The sequence below is a fragment of the Leifsonia sp. T36S-04 genome (genome assembly GCF_042465655.1).
Classification (GTDB): Bacteria; Actinomycetota; Actinomycetes; order Actinomycetales; family Microbacteriaceae; genus Leifsonia.
Genome location: NZ_CP146286.1, coordinates 3,377,290 through 3,399,234, shown reverse-complemented (window position 1 = coordinate 3,399,234; position 21,945 = coordinate 3,377,290). Strand labels below are relative to the sequence as shown.

Sequence of the window (21,945 nt, the reverse complement as noted above, 5' to 3'; positions counted from 1 at the left end):
CGTGTCCGCCCGCCGCCGCAAGAGGCACGAGGAGCCTGAGGAGCACGAGAACGAGGAGCGCTGGATGGCCTCCTACATGGACATGGTCACCGTGCTCATGTGCATGTTCATCGTGCTGTTCGCCATGTCGACGGTGGACGCGAAGAAGTTCGAGCAGCTGAAGGACTCGCTGGCGACCGGATTCGGCCAGGTGAAGACCCAGAAGGTCGACACCGCGTCAGGGGTCGTCGTCCCGCCGAAGCACGTGGACGAGTCCGGCAAATCGACCGAGTTCGCGCTCGCCCAGCAGGAGGTGCAGAACCTGCAGCACCTGCGCGACCAGATCCAGGCGGCGCTGACCCGGGACGGGCTGCAGGATGCAGTGCAGCTGAAGATCGACGAGCGCGGCCTCACGATCGGGCTGGTGGGCAACTCCACTTTCTTCGACTCGAACCGTGCGGAGCTGAGCGCCCGCGCCGTCTCCGTGCTGAACGACATCGGTCCGGTGCTCGCGCCCGCCTCCTACGGCGTCTCGGTCGAGGGTCACGCCGACCTGCGCCAGCCGGGCGCTCCGTATCCCACGAACTGGGAGCTCTCTGCGGGCCGTGCGACCAGCGTGCTGCGCCACCTCGTCGAGGTGAACGGCTTCCCTCAGGGCAGGATCGCCGCGGTCAGCTTCGGCTCCGCCCGCCCGGTCGACGGCTTCACCGGGACCACCGACAACGACCTCGCGCAGAACCGGCGAGTGGATGTGGTGGTGCTGTCCGCGCAGCCCGAGGCGGTCCGCAAGCTCATCCCGCAGGCATCCGAGACGCCTCCCGCCTCCACCGCGGCCGTCGGCGCCGGCTGACGCCGAGCCGCGATCAGCCGAGCGACACTGCGGTCCAGGAGACCGGCGGGAGTTCGAGGGTGAGCACGCCGTCCGCGAGCGCGGCGACGGGCGTCGGGCGGAGGCCCACCCGCTCCTGGTCCTGCATCGTGTTCTTCGCGTACACGTCGTCGTCCCACAGCGACACGGCCTCACGTACCCGGTCGACGCCGAGGTCGCGGACATCCACTCGCACGGTCTGCGTCTCCGTCGTGCTGCGGTTGACCACGAACAGCGCGGCCGAGCCGTCGGCCTCGTCAACGGTGGCGACCGCATCCACCAGGTCCGCCTCGCCGTGGACGGCGGTTTCGTAGGTGCCGGTCGAGACGCTGGGACGCAGCACCTCGCCGCGCGCGAGGCGACTCGTCACCGAGAACGGGAAGAACGTGGTCTGGCGCCAGGATGCTCCGCCCGGCTCGGTCATGATCGGTGCGATCACGTTGACCAGCTGGGCGAGGGATGCACTGGTCACCCGATCGTGGTTCTTCAGTAGCGTGATCAGCAGGTTGCCGAGCACGACGGCGTCGGCGACCGAGTAGACGTCCTCCAGCTGCCGCGGAGCGTAACGCCACTCGTCGTTGATCTCCTCCGACGCCTTGTGCTCGTCGAGGTACCAGATGTTCCACTCGTCGAACGAGATCTGGATGCGCTTCGGGTTCTTCAGCTTGTTGCCGACGTGGTCCGCCGTGGTGACGACCGTGTCGATGAAGTACTGCATGTCCACCGACGACGCGAGGAACGAGCCGAGGTCGCCGCCGCGCTCCTGGTAGTACGCGTGAGCGGAGATGTAGTCGACATTCTCGTAGGAGTGCTCCAGGACCGTGCGCTCCCAGTCGCCGAACGTCGGCATCCCGGAGCCGGAGGAGCCGCAGACGACCAGCTCGAGGTCTTTGTCGGCCATCTTCATGGCGGCGGCGGTCCGCGCGGCGAGCTTGCCGTAGTCGTCCGCGGTCATGTACCCGGTCTGCCAGGGGCCGTCCATCTCGTTGCCGAGGCACCACATCCGGATGTCGTGCGGCTCGGGTGTTCCGTTCGCGATGCGCTGGTCGCTGAGCGCGGTCCCCGACGGGTGATTCGCGTACTCGAGGAGATCCAGCGCCGCCTGGATGCCCCGCGTGCCGAGGTTGACGGCGAGCATGAGCTCGGAGTTCGTGAGCTTCAGCCAGCGCGAGAACTCGTCGAGGCCCACCTGGTTCGACTCCAGGGAGTGCCAGGCCAGGTCGCGGCGGACGGGACGCAGCTCGCGCGGGCCGACCGAGTCCTCCCACCGGAAGCCGGAGACGAAGTTGCCGCCCGGGTACCGGATGGTGCTCGTGCCGAGTTCGCGCACCAGCTCCACCACGTCGAGCCGGAACCCGTCTTCGTTCGCCGTCGGGTGTCCCGGCTCGTAGATGCCGTCGTAGACGCAGCGCCCGAGGTGTTCCACGAACGAGCCGAAGATGCGGCGGTTGACGGTCGCGACGCGCGCGGAGCGGTCGAGGGCGATGCGGGTCTCGAGCATGGTCTCCCGGGTTCCTACTTCATGTTCCTGATGGGGTTACAACGTTGTACAGGCCATGATGCGGGACGGATGTGACCGTGTCAAATGTTTTCGAACGCGCCCGATCGCAGGGGTTCGATCGGTCAGCGGAGGGCGCCCGGCCGCACCCGGACCGGCGCCAGCCACCCCGACACGATGACTGCCGTGATCGCTCCGGCGGCCATGATCGCCGCGAGCACCACCACCTGGAAGCGTCCGGCCTCCAGCGGGGACACTCCCCCGAAGATGGCGCCGACGAACGCGCCGGGCAGGGTCACGAGGCCGGTCGTCTTCGTCTGGTCGACCGAGGGGATGAGTGCCGAGTAGACCGCTCCCCGTGCCTGCTCCAGCGTCGACTGCCGCGGCGTCGCGCCCAGGGCGAGCCAGCCCTCCACCTCGTCCCAGTGATCGCCGACCGCTTCGGTGAACCGTCGCCCGGTGAGGGTCGCGATGCTCATGGAGTTGCCGATCACGATGCCGCCGATCGCCAGCGCGTAGCGCGAGCTGAACTCGATGGCGCCGGTGAGGAACACCACCGAGAACGACGCCACGACCCCGGTCGCCATGCCGGTGGCCATCATCAGCGCGTGCTGCCGCGACCAGCCGATGCGGTGCGTCGCGGTGGCCGCCGCCACCGAGAACATCACCAGCAGTGCCAGGGCGACCCAGCGCGGGTCGGTGATGACCCCCGCGAGGATGACGCTGATGATCGCGAGCTGGGCCGCGCCCGTCAGGATGGCGAGGGCGGGCGCCCAGCGATGCGGAACCCGGTACGCGGCCAGCACCGCCACCGCGAGCAGCGCGAGCACGGCGACGCCGAGGAGGGTCGGCGCCAGCTCCTGGAGGATGGGCACGGCACGAGCCTACGAGGGGATGGCCGCGAACGACGAACCCCCGCCGTGGCGGTGCACGACGGGGGCCCGAAGGTTCAGGATGCGCTGATCAGGCGCGAGCCTCCCGGCGGCGACGGATGACCATCAGGGCCAGGCCTGCGAGCAGGAGCAGTCCGGCGGCGATGGCCGGAACGGTGGCGTCCGAGCCGGTGGCGGCGAGCACTCCCGCCGGTGCGACGGCCGACACGCTGAACGCGACGGCCTGGACGGTGCCCGACGTCTGGCCGCTGATGACCAGCGTGTGGCTGCCCGCCGCCAACGAAGCGAGGAGTGCCGGGCTGAGGCTGATCTGCACGACGCCGTTCACCACGGGGAAGCTGCCGACGAGGACCGGAGTCGAGTAGGCGTACACGTCGACGAAGGAGTCCCTGCCGTTCCACTGCACCTCGGCGACGTAGCTCTTGCCGGTCTCGAGCGACGCGGGGAGGCCGGCGCTGGCCGGGGTCTCCGGCGTGACGCCCTGCGCTGCGAGGTAGGCCGGAAGGGCGTCGGAGCTGGCGACCGGCGCCGGGGCGGCGGCCTTCTGCGGCGCGACGACCCAGTCGGTCATGTTGGTGCTGTGCACCGAGGTCGGCGCGAAGCCTGCCTTGTGCCCGGTCACGATGACGCCGACCTGGAGGCCGGTCTCGGCTTCGGTCAGGGTGTAGGTCGGTGCGTTCGCCGCGTTCTCGATCTCGCCGCCGAACTGGCCGCCGGAGTAGTACCACTGGTAGTCGAAGGTGGTGCCCGCGGGCCATCCCGCGGTGGCGACGGTCAGCGTACTGCCGACCTTCGCGTCGCCGGAGATCGTCGCGGTGCCCGCAGCGAGCGGGTCCTGCACGAAGACGTAGCCGGTTCCGTCGAAGTGGAGGCCCGTGACGACCGGGCTGGTGCCAAGCACGGAGCCCACGCCGAAGGCGAGCACCTGAACGGTGTCGGTGCCCAGGTCGGAGATCAGTTCGCCCAGCGGCACCGGCGTGTTCGCCGTGACGACGGTGGTGCCGTCAGACGCGCTGGTGATGTCGTTGCTGCTGACCCAGTCCTGGTCCACGTCCGCGGTGTTGGCGCCCTCGACGGGCGTGGCCGGCCGGAGCGTTGTTGTCTCAGGAGCCGACGAGTCGCCGTAGGCGACGGGGAGCTGGAAGACGGCCGCGCCGGTGCCGGCCTTCGTCGTCCAGCTGATGTCTCCGCTGTTGATCAGGTCGAAGAGGTCGCTGCCACTGGGACGCGCGCCGGTCGCGTAGCCGTGGACGATCTGGGACTCGCCCGTCAGCTGCAGGCCGTCGGCGGTGATGCTGTAGTTGGCGGACGTGGCGCCGGCAACGGCCTGGTGCCACGTCGTGTAGGTGCTGCCGTTCTCGACGGGCGCGATGTCGGACGCGTGCACCTCCGTCGGCGTGTCGACGGCGGTTGCCGGGGCGGCCGCAAGAAGGGCCCCTCCCGCGGCGAGCGCGAGCGACAAGCCGAGAGCGGTTGCGCGGGCGGCGCGGCGGGTTCTGGTGGAGATCACGTTGGCGGGCACCATTTCGGTTAGAGGTCAGAAGTCGGGGGCTGAGAAATTCTCAACGAACGTTATGGATATCCCCTGCATTCCCCTCACGGAGTCTATGAGAACGATTTCCCATCCGGATACCCCCGCTTGAGGGGGTGCTGCCATACGGCGCGAGCTCGGAGTGGCGACCCGACTCGTAGAGTGCACATCGCGGAGGACGTAGCTTCGGTCCGCTAGGGCGCGAGGTCCGGCAGCGACCGCCCGAAAACTCTCCTGAGGGCGTCTGCCGCCGCGTGGAACCCTCCCATGCCGTGGACCCCGGGCCCTGGGGCTACAGCGCTCGAGCAGATGTATGTCCCGGGACGGTTGAGCCGCCATGGCGATGGGCCGAGGGTCGGGCGTCGGATGAAGCTCAGCCCAGTCGTCCTGCCGCCCAGGATGTCTCCTCCTTCGAGGTTCCGGTTGATGTTGTTCAGTTGGCGGGGGGTGGTTATCACTTTCTCGAGGATCGTGTCTCGGAATCCGGGGGCGAAGCGCTCGATCTGACGCAGTATGGGTTCGGTCATCGTCCGATCCGTCGCGCATTGGGGGAGCCTGGTGTAGGCCCAGACCACGTGCCGATCCGGCGCCCGTCCAGGATCGACGACAGTGGGTTGGACGAGCATCACGAATGGGCTTTCCGGGACCCTTCCCCGCGCGATGTCGTGTTCGGCCGTATGGAGTTCGCGTGCGTCGCCCCCGACGTGGACGGTCGCGGCGTTGCGGACCGCCGAATGGCGCCATGGCAGTGGCTCACTGAGCACCGCGTCGACCTTGAACACAGCAGGACCCTGCCGCAGTCGCTGGAACTGTCGTTGAGCGCGCGAGTTGTGTGCCGGGCCCAGTATCCGGAGTGCATCAGCCGGGGAAGTGTCAAGGAGGAGAGCCCGGCAGGCGGGGATGTCTGCGAGGCTGTCGATCCGGCGATCGAGGTGGATACGGCCTCCGTGTGCCTGAAAGTCGTCGACCATTGCGTCTGTGACCGATTGCGCGCCGCCGCGCGGGAGTGGCCAACCTCCGGCGTGACCAAGCACGGCAAGCGACGTTCCAATGCCCGCGGCCGCCAGGCTATCCAATGGGGCCCCAGCGTGCGCAGCCACGCCGGCGAACAGCGCTGCCGCCTTCGAACCAGCGACTGAGAGAGTACGGGAGCTCAGCAGCGACCGTCCGACGGCGGTTCCGAGACGCGCCAGAGATGACGTGTGAGCAAGGCTGCTGATCACCGGCGTCAATGCGAGATCGGCAAGCTCATGGGGATCGCGCGCGAGGCCTGCGAAGCGAGCATTCCACGAACGTCCTCCGCTGCCCAGCTCGGCGACCGTGCGGATGAGGTCCCGGTATGCAACGGCGGCGTCGCCGTTGTCCAGTGGGTGCGCGTAGGAGATCTCGGGCGTGAAGAGATCGACCCGGCGCTCGAGCTGCCACTCCCTGAAGAAGCGCGATGCTGTGGCAAAAGGAAAGACGGCCGGGCCGACGTCAAACGATGTCCCCTCGGCGGAGACTTCTGTGCGCATTGCTCCTCCGGGAGCTGACGCGGCTTCGTAGACTGCGACCTCGAGGCCGGCCCGCGCGAGGATGATTCCCGCCGCTAGACCGTTAGGTCCCGCGCCCACGATGACAGCGTCGAGGTCGATGCTGGCTCCGTTCCAAAGCTTCTTGTCGTAGTGGTTACCTATTTCGTGCCTGGGTGGCCGCACTGGGGCGGGCCTGCGCCCCAGTGCGACCATTTGGTTACCAGCCGTAGGCCCAGCCAAACCCGGAGACGACCGAGGCGACTCCCACTGCGGCAGCGACCACGACGGGTGTTGCGGTGACAGGTGCAGCTGTTCCGATAGTCATCTGGGTACTCCGGATGGAGTTGTGCTGTCGTGCGTTGATTCGGTCGGTGACCATGATTCTCCTTCGTGTTGTTGGCGCATCCGGATGGATGACGGCTAGAGGTACCTGGGCCAGGGCAGGAGCTCGACTACTTGCGGTACACGGCGGTAACGGTTCCACTGAGCGGCTCGATTGGGCTTCCGGTGAGCCCTGCGGTGTGGCAGACCGCGGTGAAGCCTGTGGCGGAGGCGTAAGCGTCGAGTTCGGCGAGGGTCGTGACTCGGCTGTCCTCGCTCATGAACGTCGCGGTTCCGTTGTCGATCCAACAGTGGTCGAGATGCCAGTCGCTGCCTTCGAGCTCGGAGAAGCTGACGAGCGCTTGGCCTGGGCCTGGATAGGGCACGGCGTAGGTGATGGAATGCTGCTGATGCATGGCCTGGACGAGGTCGGGGTTGTGTGTTTCGACGACGAAGGTGCCACCTGGCTTGAGCGCGGCAGATGCCTTGCGAAACACAATTGCCTGATCGTCGGCCGCGGTCGCCATTGCGAGGGTTCCACAGACGCACAGGATCATGTCGTTCCCGTCTGGGTAGTCGCCGTCGATCATGTCGTCGATCTGGCAAGAGATGAGTCCGTCGGTGTCGACTACGGCAAGTCTTGCGATCATCTCCGGGCTGACGTCGATGCCGCGGTAACAGATCGGAGTCCCGCGCTCGCTCAAGTGCTGAGCCAGAGGGATCGCAATGCGCCCTGTTCCCACGCCGAGTTCGAGAATGTGCGCGCTCTGGTTGGGGACGTGCTGAGCTAGCCACTCGATCTCGGCCGGGGCGACGGCATCGCGGGGAAAGATCTGGTCGTAGACGTCAGCGAAGTCGCGGCCGTACCCGAGATAGGTTGCTGTATTCGTTGTCATGTTTGCTCCAGAGGGATGAACGGGGATCGGAGAATCTCGTCGGGCTCGACAGTGCCGTCGTAGCCCGTGCTGCTGGCGAGCATGAATTGGTATCCGGCGACGGGATCGGTCGATGCCTCTCGGATGTGTCGGAGGACGAACGATGACAAGACCCGGTAGGCCGGTGAGGCTAGTACAGCGTCATGCCCGAACGGAATGGTTCCCATCAGGTCAGCCGTGGCGTCGAATATGCCCTTATCTGTGCGGCGACTGGGGAACCACACGAGATGGCTGAGCCGGCGTGAGCTGATCTGATGGGTTTCGACCCAGTTGGATTCGACGCCAGTTGCGCTCAGGGTCCGGTGCAGGACGTGGAAGTCGTTCTGTGCCGGCTCAGGTGCGAAGAAGCGCCAGTTCGGCAGCCAGAAGCCGAGCTTGTCTTTGTTGCGGAACCGGTCGAACATCCGGTTGGGGTGCTGCGAGAAGATCGTGGCGGTGAGCAGGACGGATGCCGCTGCAGCCGTCATGAGCTCGGGAACCGGTATACGTCTCATGCGGCTGCCTCGGCCATGAAAGCGGCGATGGCGTGACTGGTCGCTGCAGCGTGGTCGCGGTTGGTCATGATCGAGTCATGGTCTGCACCCCGGATCACCACACGGGTAGAGGCAGAGTGGCTCATCGCGAGATCCGCGTGCAGGTGTTCTTGGGCCGGGTCGGCTCGGAGCGTGTGCTCGGCAGTGATCACCAGGGCTGGAATCGGGACGGTGGTCAGAGTGGTGGTCCGTCTTCGGCTGAAGCGGCGGCGGGCGTCGGCCCACTCGCGGGCACCGCTGAGCCAAAGCCGAGAATCGCGGTACTGGTCCAACGCGTCCTTGCGGGCCTGTTGGGGCAGATCACCGACCCACGACGGGACGTGCAGCAGCCATCCGAGTCCGGCCCTCAGGCTGCTCGGAACGCCGGTAAACGCGCTGCTGAGCCCGTCGGCTCCTTTGCGCTGACCGTCAGAGAGGCTGAGCTGACCGGGGTGCGAGGAGTCCACGTAGATGACCCCGGCGAGGACCCGGTCGCTGATCTGCGCAGCGCGCCGCGCCACAAGCCCCCCAAGTGAATGACCGCCAACGAAGATCGTGGTCACTCCCTCGGGGAGGGCGTCGATGAGGTCCGCGAGGTCTTCGCCGCTGTCGGCCGAGCTGTACCCGCCGTTGACGTTCTCGGACGGTCCGTAGCCTGCACGCCAGTACGTGATGACGTCGATGTCGGTGGGCAGGTGTTCAATGATCCACGCGAAATGCTGCGGGGTTGATGCCATGCCGTGGTCCAGGATGAGCACTGGCACCCCGGGGACGGCCCCCGATCGCTGCCACTGATAGTGCAGGGTGTTGCCGCTTGTGCACGTGATTGTGCGACTACCGGGCCGACGACGACGGACGCGTGACCGGCGCAGCACTCCTGTGAAGGTTCCGCCTGCGAGAGCGGCCCCAACGCTGACGAGGGTCATGGCAGGGACAAGCTTGGACTTTGGCCGCGTATTGGTGGTGTACGCGACGGCTGGCAGCATCGAGCCGAAGGCGGTGAGAAATCGTCCCAAACCCATAGATCCTGCGATGAACGTGTGGAATGCGGCTGCGGCCGCGATGAACGATTGGGTGAGTCGACCGTTGGCGACGAAGACCAGAGGGAAGAGGCCCTCGAAAGCGAGCATGCTGTGGGCGCTGACCTTTGCGAGTCTGGGACGGTCCTTGAGAAACCGCCAAAGCAGACGGTTGCCGTACGCACGGGTCCGCATGACACCCGAGACAGCGGTGCCCGTTCGCCATGATCGGCCGAAGAGCTTCACCCACCCAGAAACGGCATAGGCGAGCGCGGATTGAAGAGCGATGTACCAGATCGCCGCGTCCTGCACTCCGGGCTCGGGTACGGCGCGTGCGACGAACGCGGCCGTTGCGGTCTGGAAGCAAACCTGGTCTGACCCGTCGCTTCCGTAGGTTGATCGCGGATAGAGCGCAGCCGCGGAGGCGGCGAGGTAGCCATTTGCGATCGCGCGGACCTTGGGGCCCGCGGGTACCAGCAATGCCGCGGACGCGAGGACCCGGCCAACATGAAGGCCACGGGAGACAGTGGGCCTGCTCGCCGCGGAAAGAGTGCGTTGTTGCCATGCGGGAAGGTTGGCGAACCGGTCGCGGATGATCCCCCAATCACCCAGGGAACCCGGTTCGAACTCGCGCGGACGGGCCAGGTACTCCGCCGAGGAGACGATGGTCGTAGCGGCGGTAAGTCGTTCGATCGAACGAAGGGTGCCTTCGCGGTCGATGTCGATCGGGGCGAAGGCACCCTTCAGCCGGGAGTTCGTCACCTCCCGGCCGCCTGCCCAACCGCGAAGCCGATTCCGAAGACACCCAGCACAGCTGCCCCGAGACCGACCACCGCTGGGGTGGCCGCAACAGGGGCTGCCCTGTTGATCTGCAGCGTGGCGGTCGTCATGGGCGTCCGGGTGCTGCTGGTGCGCTCACAAATGGTGGAGGCGATGTCCATGGTCGATTCCTTTCGTTCGTCAGCGGATGGCGTAGCCGATGAGCAGTCCGACGCCGTAGGCGACGGCGAGCACGGTGACTGCAGCCGGAGTTGCGGTCACCGGCGAGGTGCTCGCGGTCTCCAGGGACGCGCCGGTCATCGGCTGACTCGATCGTGTGTTCATGGTGGCGGCGATGCTTGTCATCGGTTTGCCCTTTCTGTGTTGTGCGCTACGCGCGGGTGGATCTGAGGTCGTTCAGGCGTAGGGGGCGGTCGTAATGGATCACTCCGCGCTGGAACATCGCGATCGCGAGCTTGAGGATGACCGCTCCGATCACCAGCAGACCGAGGCCGATGCCTGCACCGAGGAGAGGGTGAAGCGCGCCTGTGGCGTTCACGATCAGAGCGGTCGTCGGCGCGGTCAGCGGGAAGAAGGTCAGCACCTGCACCACCGCGCTGTGCGGAGTCATCAGAATTGTCGTAATCAAGTAGAGCGGGGCGATCGTGAAGATGACCACGGCCGTATAGAAAGGGGCCGCCTCTTTGGCGGTGGGCATCGCGGCACCGATGAGCACGAGCAGGGCAGTCATCATCAGCACACCGCCCGCCAGCAACAGCAGGCCGACGCCGATACGCACCGGGTCGACGGTGATGCTGCTGACCCCCAACTCATCGAGAGGTAGCCAGGAGGCGGCGGCAGCGTAGATCGCGACGCTTGCGACGGCGACGATGCCGATCTGGATGAGTCCCACCAGCGCGAGGGCGAGGATCTTCCCGTGGATCAACGCCCGCGCGGGTAGCGATATCAGAAGCATCTCGCTGATGCGGTTCTCCTTCTCCTCCACGGTCGAGTTGAGCATCTGATTGCCCAGGAGGGACACGATGAGCAGCAGCAGGACGCCGATCAGAGCGGGCAGGACGACTGCGCCGAGACCGGCGGCCGGTTCGCCGTCGCTGTAGGTCTGGAGGTCGGTGTGCGGCGTCGTCCTGACGAGCTCAGCTGCGTGCCGGGAGGCCAGCGATTCGTCGACGCTGTCGGTGAAGAGTCGGGTCGCGAGTGCAAGGTAGTCACCGTTCCCGATGAGTCCTCGATCGGCGGCAACGATTGTCACCGGCTCGCTTGCCGGGTCCGCCGGGAAAGCGATGTACGCTGCGAGCTTGCCGGCCTTCGCTCTTTCTGCAGCGTCGGCTGTGGCTTGGGTTCCTCCGATCTGTGCTGCGACCGTGTCGGAGATAATTCCTGATCGGTCGCTGTACTCGAACGCGATCGCGTCATGGGCTTCCGGCTCCGCGTTACCCGCCCATGCCACGATGAGCACCATCGCGGCGAGAATCCCAGGGAGCAGGAGAGCCGACACCCAGAACTGCGGCTTGCGCAGCGTCCGTGTCAGCTCGAAGCGGGTGACGACCACGACCGGTGGGCGGCTCATGCCGGCACCTTTTCTCCATAGACGCGAACGAAGACTTCATCCATCGAAATGGGGCACGGCTGGAACGCCCTCGGCTTCGCGCCACTCCGCACCAGGTACTCGAGGATGTCCTCGTCGCGCGCGTTCGGTCGGGGACGCAACTCTTGTGCGCCATCCACCATGTCCCCACGCGTGTAGAGGTTCGACTCGGGGATCGCACCCGTAGAACGGACGAGGATCGTCGGCGTTCCGAAACGCTCCTGGATGTCGGCGATCGTTCCGTAGGCTGCGGCGCGCCCCTCGCGTAGCAGCAGCACACGGTCGCAGAGACGCTCGACCTCGTCCATGTTGTGCGTGACAAGGATGACAGTGGCGCCCTCCTCTTGGCGCTCGGCGATCAGATCCATGAGCAGTTGCCGGTTCACCGGGTCCAGACCCTTGGCCGGCTCGTCCAGGATCAGGAGGCGCGGCTCGCCGAGCATCGCGATTCCGAGCTGGATCTTCTGCTGCTGACCGCCCGAGAGCTTCTCCAACTTCAGCTGCGACTTGTCCGCCAGCCCCACACGCTCTAGATAGTCCGTCGACCAAACTTTCGCTTGAGCGCGATCGATCCCCTTGATCTCGGCGAAGTACACCATGATGTCGAGCACCGCGTCCTTGCGATAGAGCCCCCGCTCTTCCGGAAGATATCCCACTCGGGCGCCCTGGCCCGGCACGAACGGACGACCATCGATCAGGAGCTCGCCACCGGTCGCCGGCCACATGCCCAGCAGAGCCCGCAACGTCGTGGTCTTGCCCGAGCCATTGCTCCCCAGGAACCCGAACGTCTCACCGGGCTCCACTACGAAGGACAGATCGTCGACGACGGTCCGATCACCGAAGCACATCCGGAAGTTCTTCACCTCTACACGCATGCATATCCCCATACATCATTTAAATATGATGTCTGAGTGTATATAGGCCGGCTTCCGCCGTGAAACCCGGACTGTCCTCAATTGCCGCCCGCCCGAGTGGTGAGTGGATGCGCAAAACCGGCCCGAGTGGCGACTGGAGGTCGCAACTCGGGCCGGTTCAGGCCGGAAGCAGGGATCAGCGCTTCAGGTTGGTCAGCTCCTGGAGCACCTCGTCGGAGGTGGTGATGATGCGAGCGTTGGCCTGGAAGCCGCGCTGGGCGACGATCAGGTTCGTGAACTCCTGCGACAGGTCGACGTTCGACATCTCGAGCGAGCCTCCCTGCAGCTGACCGAGGCCGTCCTCGCCCGGTCCGCCCAGCTGTGCCGCGCCGGAGTTGACGGTAGCCCGGTAGGTCGAGCCTCCCGCCTTCTCGAGGCCGCCCGGGTTGACGAAGGTCGCCAGCGCGATGCGGCCGACGGCCTGCTTGTCGCCGTTCGAGAACAGGCCGGTGATCGTGCCGTCCTTGTCGAGAGTGAACGACTCCAGGGTGCCCGCTGCGCGGCCGTTCTGGTCCTTGAAAGCGATCGTCGTGATGCCGGAGAAGCCGCTCACCGACGCGAGGTTGACGGCGACGCCGCCGACGGTGAGCGCACCGCCGCCGGTGAGCACGCCGTTCGTGAAGGTGAGCGTCCCGGTGCCGGTGGCTCCGGACGCGTCCGCGCCCGCCACATCCCAGCCCGCCGCCGTCTTGGTGAAGGTCAGCGTGAGCTTGCGCGCGGTTCCGTTGGCGTCGAAGACGTTCACGTCGCGCACCAGCTGGTCGCCGTTCGCCGCATCCGACGGCAGGTTGCCCGTCACGTTCGCCGTGGTCGTCGCTGCAGCCGGTGCGACCGCCTTCAACGGAATGGTGATGTCGCTGAGCGCGCCGCCCTGCTGGACGACCCCGTTCACGGCGTTCCACCCCTGCAGGATCGCGCCGCCGGGTCCCACCAGGCGGCCCAGGGCGTCGGGATCGAGCGACCCGGCACGCGTGTACACGGTCTCGCCGCCGACCTTCGTGACGAAGAATCCGTCGCCGTTGATCATCATGTCGGTGGAGCGACCGGTCGCCTGCGCGGCACCCTGGGTGAAGTTGGTGGAGATGCCGGCGACCAGCACGCCCAGCCCGATCTGAGCTGGGTTGGTGCCGCCGGTCTCCGGCTGCGCGCTGCCGGCGCCGCGGACGAGCTGCGAGAGCGTGTCCTGGAACTGCACGGCGGAGGCTTTGAAGGCCGTGGTGTTGACGTTGGCGATGTTGTTGCCGGTGACGTCGAGCATGGCCTGGTGCGAGCGGAGGCCGGAGATGCCGGAGTAGAGCGAGCGGAGCATGGGTGGATCCTTTCGTGAGGAAAATCGCGGGGTGTGGGGTCAGGCCGGAGTAACGACGCCGAGGATCGCGTCGAGCGCGAGCTTCTGGTCGCCGACGGACACGATCGGGACGGATCCCGCGTACGAGACGGACGAGGCGACGCCGGTCTTCGTGTCGCCGTTCTTGTCGAGGTAGCTCACGGTGTGACCGATGAGGGCCGCGGCCGCCTGCCGCATCTGCAGGGCGAAGCCCTCCTGCGCGGTGGTGTCCATGTTGGTGAGCTTCTCCATCATGGCCAGCTGGGTGGTCTGCGAGATCATCTGGTTGGTGTCCATGGGCGAGCTCGGGTCCTGGTTGCGCAGCTGGGTCACCAGCAGTTGCATGAACGCCTCGCTGTCGAGCGACTGCTTCGGCGCACGCGTGGGGGCGCTGGAGTAGATGCCCCCGGTGGAGGCGGAGTCTGCTCCGGTGATGGGGTCGACGGCCACGGTGGCTCCCTTCTAGACGATCAGGTCGATGGTGTGGGTTGACCCGTCCGCGGTTGCGGGCGGGGTGGAGCGGGTGGATGCGGCGGGCGCCGCGGCCTGCCGGGTCTCGTCGCGGCCCTGGCCGAGGAGTTCGCGGCCCCCGGTGGGCGCATCGTGCTGCGGTGAGGGCTGGTTCTGCGACGACAGGTCGAGCGACCCCGACAGCCCCGCACCGCTGAGGTCGCGGCGCAGGTCGGGCAGGATGGCGCGCAGGGCGTCGCGGCCCGCGTCCGTCGGGGCGAAGAGTTCGACACGGACGCCCTCGCCACCGACATGCGCCCGGACCGTCACGGGCCCGAGCGTGTCGGGCGTGACGTGGACCGTCATGACGTGCTCACCGGACCCGGCCGCGGCCAGCGTGAACACCGGTCGGGCGAGCTGGGAGGTGAGGGGAGGAGGGGTGGATGCGGCGGCCGCCGGTGCTGCGGCGGCCTGCGGCGGCAGGGCGCGGTCCGTGGGCGCGGCGGCCGGGGCGGGCGTCGCCGTGGCGGGTGACGCGGCCGGCGCGGCGTCCACGGCTACCGCTGGAAGCTTCGGGCGAAGGGATGGGGTGACTGCGGGGCTCCCCGTCTGGCCGGCGGGCACTTGGGCGGCAACACCCTCGACTCCAGCCGCCAGTGCTGATCGCGCCGGGGCGGCGGGGGCGTTACCGAGCGCCGCCTGCGATCCCGGTGCCTGCGGTTCCAGCGCCTGCGCTCCCAGCGTCCGGGACGCCGGCGTCTGCGTCGCCGGGGCCGGGGCCGGGGCCGGCGAATCGTCGACCGGGACCGTCGTCGTCGCCGCGGTCCCGGTTCCGGCCGCCGCTGCGGGAGTCGTGGTGGCACGCGCGCCCGACACGACAACCGATGCGGGCGCGATGGTTTCCGCGGCTCCCCCGCCGATCGCCGCCGCGACCGCGGAGGCCGCGGTGGACGAGTCCACCGGGGACATCGTCGGAGAACCGCCGCCCACTGCCGCGGCCGACGAACTCGGGGGTGCAGCTGCGGCCGTGCGCGGGACCGAGCCGGGCACCGGCGCGACCGCCTCGGCGACCGTCGCGGCCAGAACCGGCGAGCCGTGCCCCACCGCTACAGTCGAGGCGTGCTGCGCTGACACCGTCGAAGCGGGCGCGGCGACCGGAGACTCCACAGCGGGAGCGGTCTCCGTGGCGGTCACGGCAACCGGGGCCCGTGCCGCGGTCGTCTCCGCCGGCACCGCCACTGCCGCACCCGTGACAGCCGCTGCCGCACCCGTCGAAGCGTCCGGCCCCGCCGCGGCAGCAGCATCCACCCCACCGCTCAGGGAGGCCGTGCCGGACGCGGTGTCCGCGCGGTCGCGGCTCGGCCGCTCCGTGTCCCGGTGCCCTGCGCGCGGGGCGGCATCCACCGCTCCCTTCAGGAACGTGTCGAACGCGGCCGCCGAACCTTTCGCGACTCCCGAACCGGGTGCCCGGCCGCCCACCGCCGGCGCCGGCGGCGCTACTGTCGCACCGCCCGCGTTCACAGTGACCCTCCCTGCGTCAGCGAGGCGAACAGCGAGCGCAGCATGTCGGCCTGCGCCGACGAAGCGGACGCGCTCGGCGCGGCCGTCGCGGGAGCCGCCTGCGGCACCACGCGGCGGATGGTCACGATGTCCGAGTCCTTCATCCAGTTGTCCACGAGGCTGACGTTCCGTCCTTCGCTCGGTGCATGGATGACCTTGCCGTCGCCCGCGTAGATGACGATGTGCTCTCCGCCGTTCGTCACGATGATGTCGCCGGGCTGTGCCTGTGCGAGCGAGGGGACCTCCGTGCCGATGGTCGACTGGCCGGAGACGAGGCGCGGCACATCGATCCCGAGGTCCTTGAAGACGCGCTGGACCAGCCCCGAGCAGTCGAGGCCCGAGGCGCTGGTGCCGCCGAAGACGTACGGAACACCGAGGTACTTCTTCGCGTCCGCGACGACGTCCGCCCCGGTGACGGCGCCGGTCGACGTGCCGTCGGTCGCCCCCAGGGCTCCGGAGAGCGCCGACGCGAAGTCGGTCGCCGACGCGCCCGATGTCTTCGAAGCCGACGACGCACCCGACGCCTTCAACCCGGTGTCGAGCTGGACCAGCGTCGCCTGGATCTGCGCGATCCGGGCGATCGCATCCGTCACGGTCATGCTTCTCCCCCTTCGCGGGCCCGCTGCCAGGCGCCGGTCGCGATCTCGTCGATGGCGGCCTGCTCGGCGCTGAGGTCGCCGGCGACGACGCCCTCGCGGTGGCGGGTCTCCAGCTTCTCCAGGCCGACCGCGCGCTTCTTCGCCTCGGTGAACGCGTGCTGCGCCACCTCGGCCTGCGCCTCTGTCTCGGCGGCGAGCGCAGTCAGGTCCGCGAGCATGCTGCGACTGGAGGCGCGGGCCGCAGCCATCGCGAAGAGCGTGCTCGCGTCGGTTGCGTCCACCGGGACCGCGTGCAGCGCCGCGATCGCGCGCGCCTGCCGCTCTCCCGCATCCCGCCGCAACGCGTTGGCCGCGGCGAGGTCGCTCGCGGCGTGCTCCTTCTCGATCTGCCGCAGCCGCAGCAGCCCGGCCAGTGCGAACGCTCGTGCCATCACGCGCCTCCCAGCATTCCGACGAGCGCGTCCAGGCGCGCCCACGAGTCCCGCGCATCGGCCGGTTCGCCGATCCCCTGCTGCAGGAAGGCGTCGATGGCGCCCGCGTGCGCGACCGCGGCGTCCACCTTCGGGTTGGTCCCCGGCTTGTACGCGCCGACATCGAGCAGGTCCTGCGCCGAGACGCGGGCGGCGAGGATGCTGCGCAGCGCGACCGCCGCGGCCCGCTGCTGCGGCGTGGTCACGCGCGACGCGAGCCGCGACACCGAACCGAGCACGTCGACGGAGGGGAAATGCCCGACGACCGCGAGCCGCCGGTCCAGCACGACGTGGCCGTCGAGGATGGAGCGCGCCGCGTCGGCGATCGGCTCGTTGTGGTCGTCGCCGTCCACCAGCACCGTGTAGAGACCGGTGATCGATCCGGTCTCGCCGGTGCCGGCGCGCTCCAGGAGCTGCGCCAGCAGCGAGAACGTCGAGGGCGGGTAGCCGCGCGTCGCCGGCGGCTCCCCCGCCGACAGCCCGATCTCGCGCTGCGCCATCGCCACGCGGGTGAGCGAGTCCATCATCAGCACGACGTCGGCGCCCTCGTCGCGGAAGGCCTCGGCGATCCGGGTCGCGGCGAAGGCCGCGCGGAGCCGCATGACGGCCGGCTCGTCCGAGGTCGCCACCACCACGACCGAGCGGGCCAGTCCTGCTGCGCCGAGGTCGTCTTCGAGGAACTCGCGAACTTCGCGGCCGCGCTCCCCCACCAGTGCGATCACCGACACCTGCGCGTCCGTCCCGCGCGCGATCATCGACAGCAGCGACGACTTGCCGACGCCGGAGCCGGCGAACAGGCCGAGGCGCTGCCCCCGGCCGGTCGTCGCCATCGTGTCGAGCACCCGCACGCCGAGACCGAGGGGCTCCAGGATGCGCGCACGGCGCATCGCGTCGGGAGCGCGATTGCCGAGAGGCACGAACCCGTCCGGCGCGATCGGCCCCTTGCCGTCGACCGGACGCCCGAGGGCGTCGACGACGCGGCCGAGCATCCCGCGCCCGGTGGGCACCAGCAGCGGGGCACGAACCGCCCGCGCCGGTGCGCCCGCCGCGACGCCGGTCAGTGGCCCGTACGGCATGACCCGCACCCGATCGGCGGTCGTGGCGACGACTTCGGCGTGGACGCCCGGCTCCGCGCCGATGACCACGACGTCGCCGATCGCCGCGGGCACGCCCTCGAGTTCGGCCCCGAGGCCGACGACGGCACTGACCCGGCCGACGCGCTCGACGCCCGCCGCTCCCACGGCGGCATCCCAGCGGCTCAGGACGGCGCTCATGACAGCGCCTCCTTCGCGCGCTCGAGGGCCTGGTGGATGCGCGCATCCAGCCACCCGTTCGGCAGCTCGCCGATCGCATCGCCGGGCGACAACGTCGGGTCGGGGATCAGGCGAACCTCGTCGCCGACGTGACCCATCCCGCGGAGGATCCCGAGATCGTCCGGGTGCAGCCGGATCGCCGGCACGGCTCCGCCGTCCACTGCGGAGATCACGCGATCGACCGCTGCGCGCGCGGCGGCCACCCTGTCGTGCAGCGCGACGCCGACGACGACGCCCGCCAGTTCGAAGGCCGCCTCCACGAGCGCGGACTCGGCGTCGGCCAGCACCGGAACGGTCGCCTCGCGCAGTTCGATCGCGGCCCCGCGCAGCGCGGTCACGAGCACTGCGACGCGGTCGGCCGCCTCCGCGCTCTCGACGGCGCGCGCATCCTCGGCCTGGGCCATCCACAGCGCCTGCTCCTGCGCTGCCGCGCGGCGGCCCTCCGCGAAGCCCGCGGCGTACCCCCGGGACCGTGCGGTCGCCATCGCGGCGCGCTCGTGGTCCGTCTCGGTGAGAACCGGGACGGCGAGCGGCTCGAAGGCGAGCGCGGCGTCACTCGACATACGCGTCTTCGTCCCCCCGCTGCACGGTGATGGCGCCGGTCGCTTCCAGGTCGCGGATGGCACGGACGATCTCGGCCCGCGCGTCCTCGACCTGCGAGACGCGCACCGGGCCGAGGATCCGCACCTCGTCCTCGAGGATCTCGCGGTTGCGCTCGGAGAGGTTCGTCGTGATGACCTCCGAAACGGCCTGCGCGGCGCCCTTCATGGCGACCGCCAGCACCGCCGCATCCACCCCGCGCAGCACCTGCTGGACGTCCCGCGACTCCAGCCGGACGATGTCCTCGAACGTCAGCATGCGCGAGCGCACCTCCTCGGCGAGCTGCGGGTCGCGCTGTTCCAGCGCCTCCAGCAGGGCCTTCTCGGTGGCCGCATCGGAACGGTTGATGATGTCGACCAGCGGCTGCACTCCCCCGACGGCGTCGGAGGCGGTGCGCGACGACACCACGGCGCTGGCGCGCTGCTTGAGCGTCTCGGCGACCACTCGGACGGCGTCCGGGCTGGGCGAGCCCATCGTCGCGATGGCGTGCGCCACCTCGGTACGGGCGGTGTCGTCGAGCCCGGCCAGGATGCGCGACGCATGATCGGCACGGAGGTGCGCGAGCACGAGAGCGCTGGTCTGCGGCAGCTCGCCGGCGAGCAGCATCTGCACGTGGGCGGGCTCCACCGCATCCAGGAACTCGAACTGCTTGCCGGCGAGATTCGACGCCACGCGGTTCAGCACGCCCGTGGCGCGTTCTGCGCCGAACGACGCCTCGAGCAGCCCGACGGCGATGTCGCGACCGCCACGCGCCGACACCGTGCCCCGGGTCGCCAGATCGTGGAACTCGCTGAGCGCCTTCTCGGCGATCCCCGGGTCCACACGGCGCAGACGGAGGATCTCCGCGGTGATCTCGTCGGCCTCCTCGTCGGAGAACTGCTTCATCACCTGGGCGGCGCGCTGCTGATCCATGTTCATCAGCACGACGGCGACCTTCTGCGCGCCGGTCAATGCGGTGCTCATACGCCCGCCCTGTCATCCATCAGGCTGCGGAGGAACTCCGCCGTGCGCTGGGGGTCGCGCTCGGCGAGCGCCTCGATGTCGGCCTTCCGCCGGTCCGCCTCGAGCTCGGCGGGGTCCGGAGTGAGGTCGGGTAGCGGGTCGAGCTGCATCGGGACGGTCGGCGCGGCTTGTTCGAGCGCGATCGGGAAGGTGCCCGCCCCGACAGCGAGCGTCGCGGCGTCCGCAGCCAGCTCGTCCGACTCGGCCGCGCGGCGGCGGCTCCGGCGGAACAGGATGAACGCGATGATCGCTGCCGCGACGATGGCCGCGGCGATGACCGAGGTGCGGATGATGCTGGTCAGCTGGTCCGCTGCTGCCGCATCCTTCGTCGCCTGCAGCGCCTTGGCCGCCTCGGTGGCACCCGCCTTGCTGAACGGCACCATCTCGACGCTCACCGAGTCGCCGCGCTTGATGTCGATTCCGGCCGCCGCGTTGACCAGGCTGCGGACCTCGTTCGCACTGACCCCGCCGACCGCGTCGGAGTTGAGCGCGACCGAGACCGTCTGCCGCTTGATGGCCCCGGCCGGGATGGTGCGCTGCTCGGTGACCTTGTCGACCGCGTTGTCCTTCGTGGTCGACTCGGAGTTGAACGTTCCGTTGCCGTTCGTGCCGTTCGGGACGGCGATGTTGTCCGGGCCGAGCACTCCGGCGCTCGCGCCGCCTCCCGAGCCCGTGTAGGTCTCCTTCTGCGTCGACTCGCTCAGCGAGGGCGCGGCAGTCGGAGTGGTGTACGACTCCTCGGTGCGCTGGGCGCTCTCGCTGCTGACATCGGCCGCGACGGCGACCGTCGCGTTGCCCACGCCGACGACCTTGTCGAGCATCTCCTGCACGGCGGCCTTCACACGGGTCTCGTAGTCGCCCGCCTGCTTGTCCGCTCCCCCGGTCGCCCCGCCGCCGACGGTGCTCAGCACGGTTCCGTCGGCGTCGACCACGGCCACATCGGTCGGCTTCATGCCGGCCACCGCAGCGCTGGTGAGGTGCACGATGGCCTGCACCTGGTCGGCGCTGAGCGTCACGCCGTTCTGCGTCTCGACGAACACCGACGCGGTGGGGTCCTTCTTCTCGGCGGCGAAGACGGTGTCCTCCGGGATCGCGAGCCGAACGGACGCTGCCTTCACGCCCTTCATCGCGCCGATGGTGTTGCCGAGTTCGCCCTCCATCGCGCGCTTGTAGGTGACGTTCTGCTGGAACTCGGACGACGTCACGCCCATCTTGTCGAGCAGCGAGTATCCGCCCGTGGAGGTGGCGGGAAGCCCGGCCGACGCCGCCTTCAGCCGCTCGTCGTAGACCTTCTCCTGCGGCACCAGGATGGTGGCGCCCCCGTCGGTCAGCTGGTACGGCACCCCGTCGGTGCGCAGCTGGTCGACGATCGCGGAGGCATCGGACGCCGCCACACCGGAGAACAACGGCGTGTACGACGGCTGAGAGGCCCAGAGGGCGATGCCCGTGGCTCCGAGGGCGAGCACGCCAACGCCGATGAGCGCGATGACCCGCTGGGCCACGCTGAAGCCGCGGATGGAGTCGCCGATCCGCCGGAAGAAGCTCGTCACCTGCTGAGGCATCAGGCCTGCATCCGCATGATCTCGTTGAAGGCGTCGACGGCCTTGTTGCGGACGCCCGCCACGAGCTCCATCGTCACCTGGGCCCGGGTGGAGGCGAGGGTGGCGTTATGGATGTCGTCCAGGTTGCCGGTGACGGCCTGGATGGCCAGCTTGTCGCTGGTCCCCTGCAGCTGCTGCAGATTGTCGACGGCGCCGGTGAGGGCGTTGCCGAAGGCCGCTCCCCCGGTGCCGTCCGTGGCGGACGCCGGAGCGATGGGCGGGGTCGCGGTGACGCCGGAGAGGGCGCCGATGGCGGGGATGGGCATCAGTTCCTGCCGATCTGGAGGGCGGCCTGGTAGGTCTCCTTGGCGCGGTCGACCACGCCCGCGTTGGCCTGGTAGCCGCGCTGGGCCATGATCAGGGCTCCCATCTGGGACGACAGGTCGATGTCCGGGTACCGGACGTAGCCCTTCGCGTCGGCGATGGGATTGTCCGGCTCGTACACGAGGCGGCCCTCGGCACTGCCCGAGGCGGCGCCCGCGACGTACACGCCCGACGTCCCCTCTCCCTCCTGCGCCACGATGTAGCGCGCCTGGAAGGCGGCGCCGTCCGTCGGCTTCGCCGTGTTGATGTTCGCGAGGTTGTCCGAGATCGCGTCCAGCCACTTGCGGTGCAGGGTCAGGCCGGTGCCGGCGATCCCGATGGCGTCGAAGGTCACGTCATGCTCCTTG

The 21,945-nt window shown here is 68.9% G+C and carries 22 protein-coding genes; 1 reads left to right on the top strand and 21 read right to left on the bottom strand.

Going from position 1 to position 21,945, the window contains the following annotated elements:
• Window position 1 precedes the first annotated feature (1 nt).
• Window positions 2–829, top strand: coding sequence for a flagellar motor protein MotB (locus tag P3F85_RS16630; RefSeq protein ID WP_374008949.1), 828 nt, complete (start codon window positions 2–4; stop codon window positions 827–829).
• Window positions 830–842: 13 nt separating this feature from the next.
• On the opposite strand, the gene P3F85_RS16625 is transcribed toward P3F85_RS16630, so the two are convergent.
• From P3F85_RS16625 to P3F85_RS16525, 21 genes are all read right to left on the bottom strand, one after another.
• A complete protein-coding gene (locus P3F85_RS16625) occupies window positions 843–2,348 on the bottom strand; it encodes an alpha-N-arabinofuranosidase (RefSeq protein ID WP_374008948.1) in 1,506 nt (501 codons plus the stop codon).
• Between the two features lie 122 nt (window positions 2,349–2,470).
• A complete protein-coding gene (locus P3F85_RS16620) occupies window positions 2,471–3,220 on the bottom strand; it encodes an ABC transporter permease (RefSeq protein WP_374008947.1) in 750 nt (249 codons plus the stop codon).
• An 88-nt stretch (window positions 3,221–3,308) separates the two neighbouring features.
• Window positions 3,309–4,748 carry an LPXTG cell wall anchor domain-containing protein gene (locus P3F85_RS16615; RefSeq protein ID WP_374008946.1) on the bottom strand — a complete coding sequence of 480 codons (1,440 nt, stop codon included), beginning with the start codon at window positions 4,746–4,748 and terminating at the stop codon, window positions 3,309–3,311.
• A 215-nt stretch (window positions 4,749–4,963) separates the two neighbouring features.
• Entirely contained in the window at window positions 4,964–6,496 is a 1,533-nt protein-coding gene (locus tag P3F85_RS16610; protein ID WP_374008945.1) for a phytoene desaturase family protein, read from the bottom strand.
• A 239-nt stretch (window positions 6,497–6,735) separates the two neighbouring features.
• On the bottom strand, window positions 6,736–7,500 hold the full coding sequence (locus P3F85_RS16605) for a class I SAM-dependent methyltransferase (protein ID WP_374008944.1): 765 nt from the start codon (window positions 7,498–7,500) through the stop codon (window positions 6,736–6,738).
• Window positions 7,497–8,006 (bottom strand): hypothetical protein, encoded by a 510-nt coding sequence (locus P3F85_RS16600; RefSeq protein WP_374008943.1) that lies wholly within the window; start codon window positions 8,004–8,006, stop codon window positions 7,497–7,499. The genes P3F85_RS16605 and P3F85_RS16600 overlap by 4 nt, the downstream gene beginning before the upstream one ends.
• 23 nt (window positions 8,007–8,029) lie before the next feature.
• Entirely contained in the window at window positions 8,030–9,832 is a 1,803-nt protein-coding gene (locus P3F85_RS16595; RefSeq protein WP_374008942.1) for an alpha/beta fold hydrolase, read from the bottom strand.
• Window positions 9,829–10,011, bottom strand: coding sequence for a hypothetical protein (locus P3F85_RS16590; protein WP_374008941.1), 183 nt, complete (start codon window positions 10,009–10,011; stop codon window positions 9,829–9,831). Before P3F85_RS16590 ends, P3F85_RS16595 begins: the two co-directional genes overlap by 4 nt.
• A gap of 209 nt (window positions 10,012–10,220) precedes the next feature.
• Window positions 10,221–11,420, bottom strand: coding sequence for an ABC transporter permease (locus tag P3F85_RS16585; protein WP_374008940.1), 1,200 nt, complete (start codon window positions 11,418–11,420; stop codon window positions 10,221–10,223).
• Window positions 11,417–12,301, bottom strand: coding sequence for an ABC transporter ATP-binding protein (locus P3F85_RS16580; RefSeq protein ID WP_374008939.1), 885 nt, complete (start codon window positions 12,299–12,301; stop codon window positions 11,417–11,419). The genes P3F85_RS16585 and P3F85_RS16580 overlap by 4 nt, the downstream gene beginning before the upstream one ends.
• Window positions 12,302–12,488: 187 nt before the next feature.
• Window positions 12,489–13,661, bottom strand: a complete 1,173-nt coding sequence (locus P3F85_RS16575) for a flagellar hook protein FlgE (RefSeq protein ID WP_374008938.1) — start codon at window positions 13,659–13,661, stop codon at window positions 12,489–12,491.
• 39 nt (window positions 13,662–13,700) lie between these two features.
• Window positions 13,701–14,129, bottom strand: coding sequence for a flagellar hook assembly protein FlgD (locus P3F85_RS16570; protein ID WP_374008937.1), 429 nt, complete (start codon window positions 14,127–14,129; stop codon window positions 13,701–13,703).
• A gap of 12 nt (window positions 14,130–14,141) precedes the next feature.
• On the bottom strand, window positions 14,142–15,650 hold the full coding sequence (locus P3F85_RS16565; RefSeq protein WP_374008936.1) for a flagellar hook-length control protein FliK: 1,509 nt from the start codon (window positions 15,648–15,650) through the stop codon (window positions 14,142–14,144).
• Window positions 15,647–16,288: a C40 family peptidase gene (locus tag P3F85_RS16560; protein WP_374008935.1), complete on the bottom strand. Its 642-nt coding sequence runs from the start codon at window positions 16,286–16,288 to the stop codon at window positions 15,647–15,649. Before P3F85_RS16560 ends, P3F85_RS16565 begins: the two co-directional genes overlap by 4 nt.
• A complete protein-coding gene (locus P3F85_RS16555; RefSeq protein ID WP_374008934.1) occupies window positions 16,285–16,719 on the bottom strand; it encodes a hypothetical protein in 435 nt (144 codons plus the stop codon). Before P3F85_RS16555 ends, P3F85_RS16560 begins: the two co-directional genes overlap by 4 nt.
• Window positions 16,719–18,032 carry a FliI/YscN family ATPase gene (locus P3F85_RS16550; protein WP_374008933.1) on the bottom strand — a complete coding sequence of 438 codons (1,314 nt, stop codon included), beginning with the start codon at window positions 18,030–18,032 and terminating at the stop codon, window positions 16,719–16,721. Before P3F85_RS16550 ends, P3F85_RS16555 begins: the two co-directional genes overlap by 1 nt.
• Window positions 18,029–18,634: a FliH/SctL family protein gene (locus P3F85_RS16545; RefSeq protein WP_374008932.1), complete on the bottom strand. Its 606-nt coding sequence runs from the start codon at window positions 18,632–18,634 to the stop codon at window positions 18,029–18,031. The genes P3F85_RS16550 and P3F85_RS16545 overlap by 4 nt, the downstream gene beginning before the upstream one ends.
• Window positions 18,624–19,634, bottom strand: a complete 1,011-nt coding sequence (gene fliG, locus P3F85_RS16540; protein ID WP_374008931.1) for a flagellar motor switch protein FliG — start codon at window positions 19,632–19,634, stop codon at window positions 18,624–18,626. The genes P3F85_RS16545 and fliG overlap by 11 nt, the downstream gene beginning before the upstream one ends.
• A complete protein-coding gene (gene fliF, locus P3F85_RS16535; protein WP_374008930.1) occupies window positions 19,631–21,235 on the bottom strand; it encodes a flagellar basal-body MS-ring/collar protein FliF in 1,605 nt (534 codons plus the stop codon). The genes fliG and fliF overlap by 4 nt, the downstream gene beginning before the upstream one ends.
• Window positions 21,235–21,540 (bottom strand): flagellar hook-basal body complex protein FliE, encoded by a 306-nt coding sequence (fliE, locus tag P3F85_RS16530; protein WP_374008929.1) that lies wholly within the window; start codon window positions 21,538–21,540, stop codon window positions 21,235–21,237. Before fliE ends, fliF begins: the two co-directional genes overlap by 1 nt.
• Window positions 21,540–21,932, bottom strand: a complete 393-nt coding sequence (locus tag P3F85_RS16525) for a flagellar basal body rod protein FlgC (protein WP_374008928.1) — start codon at window positions 21,930–21,932, stop codon at window positions 21,540–21,542. The genes fliE and P3F85_RS16525 overlap by 1 nt, the downstream gene beginning before the upstream one ends.
• Window positions 21,933–21,945 lie beyond the last annotated feature (13 nt).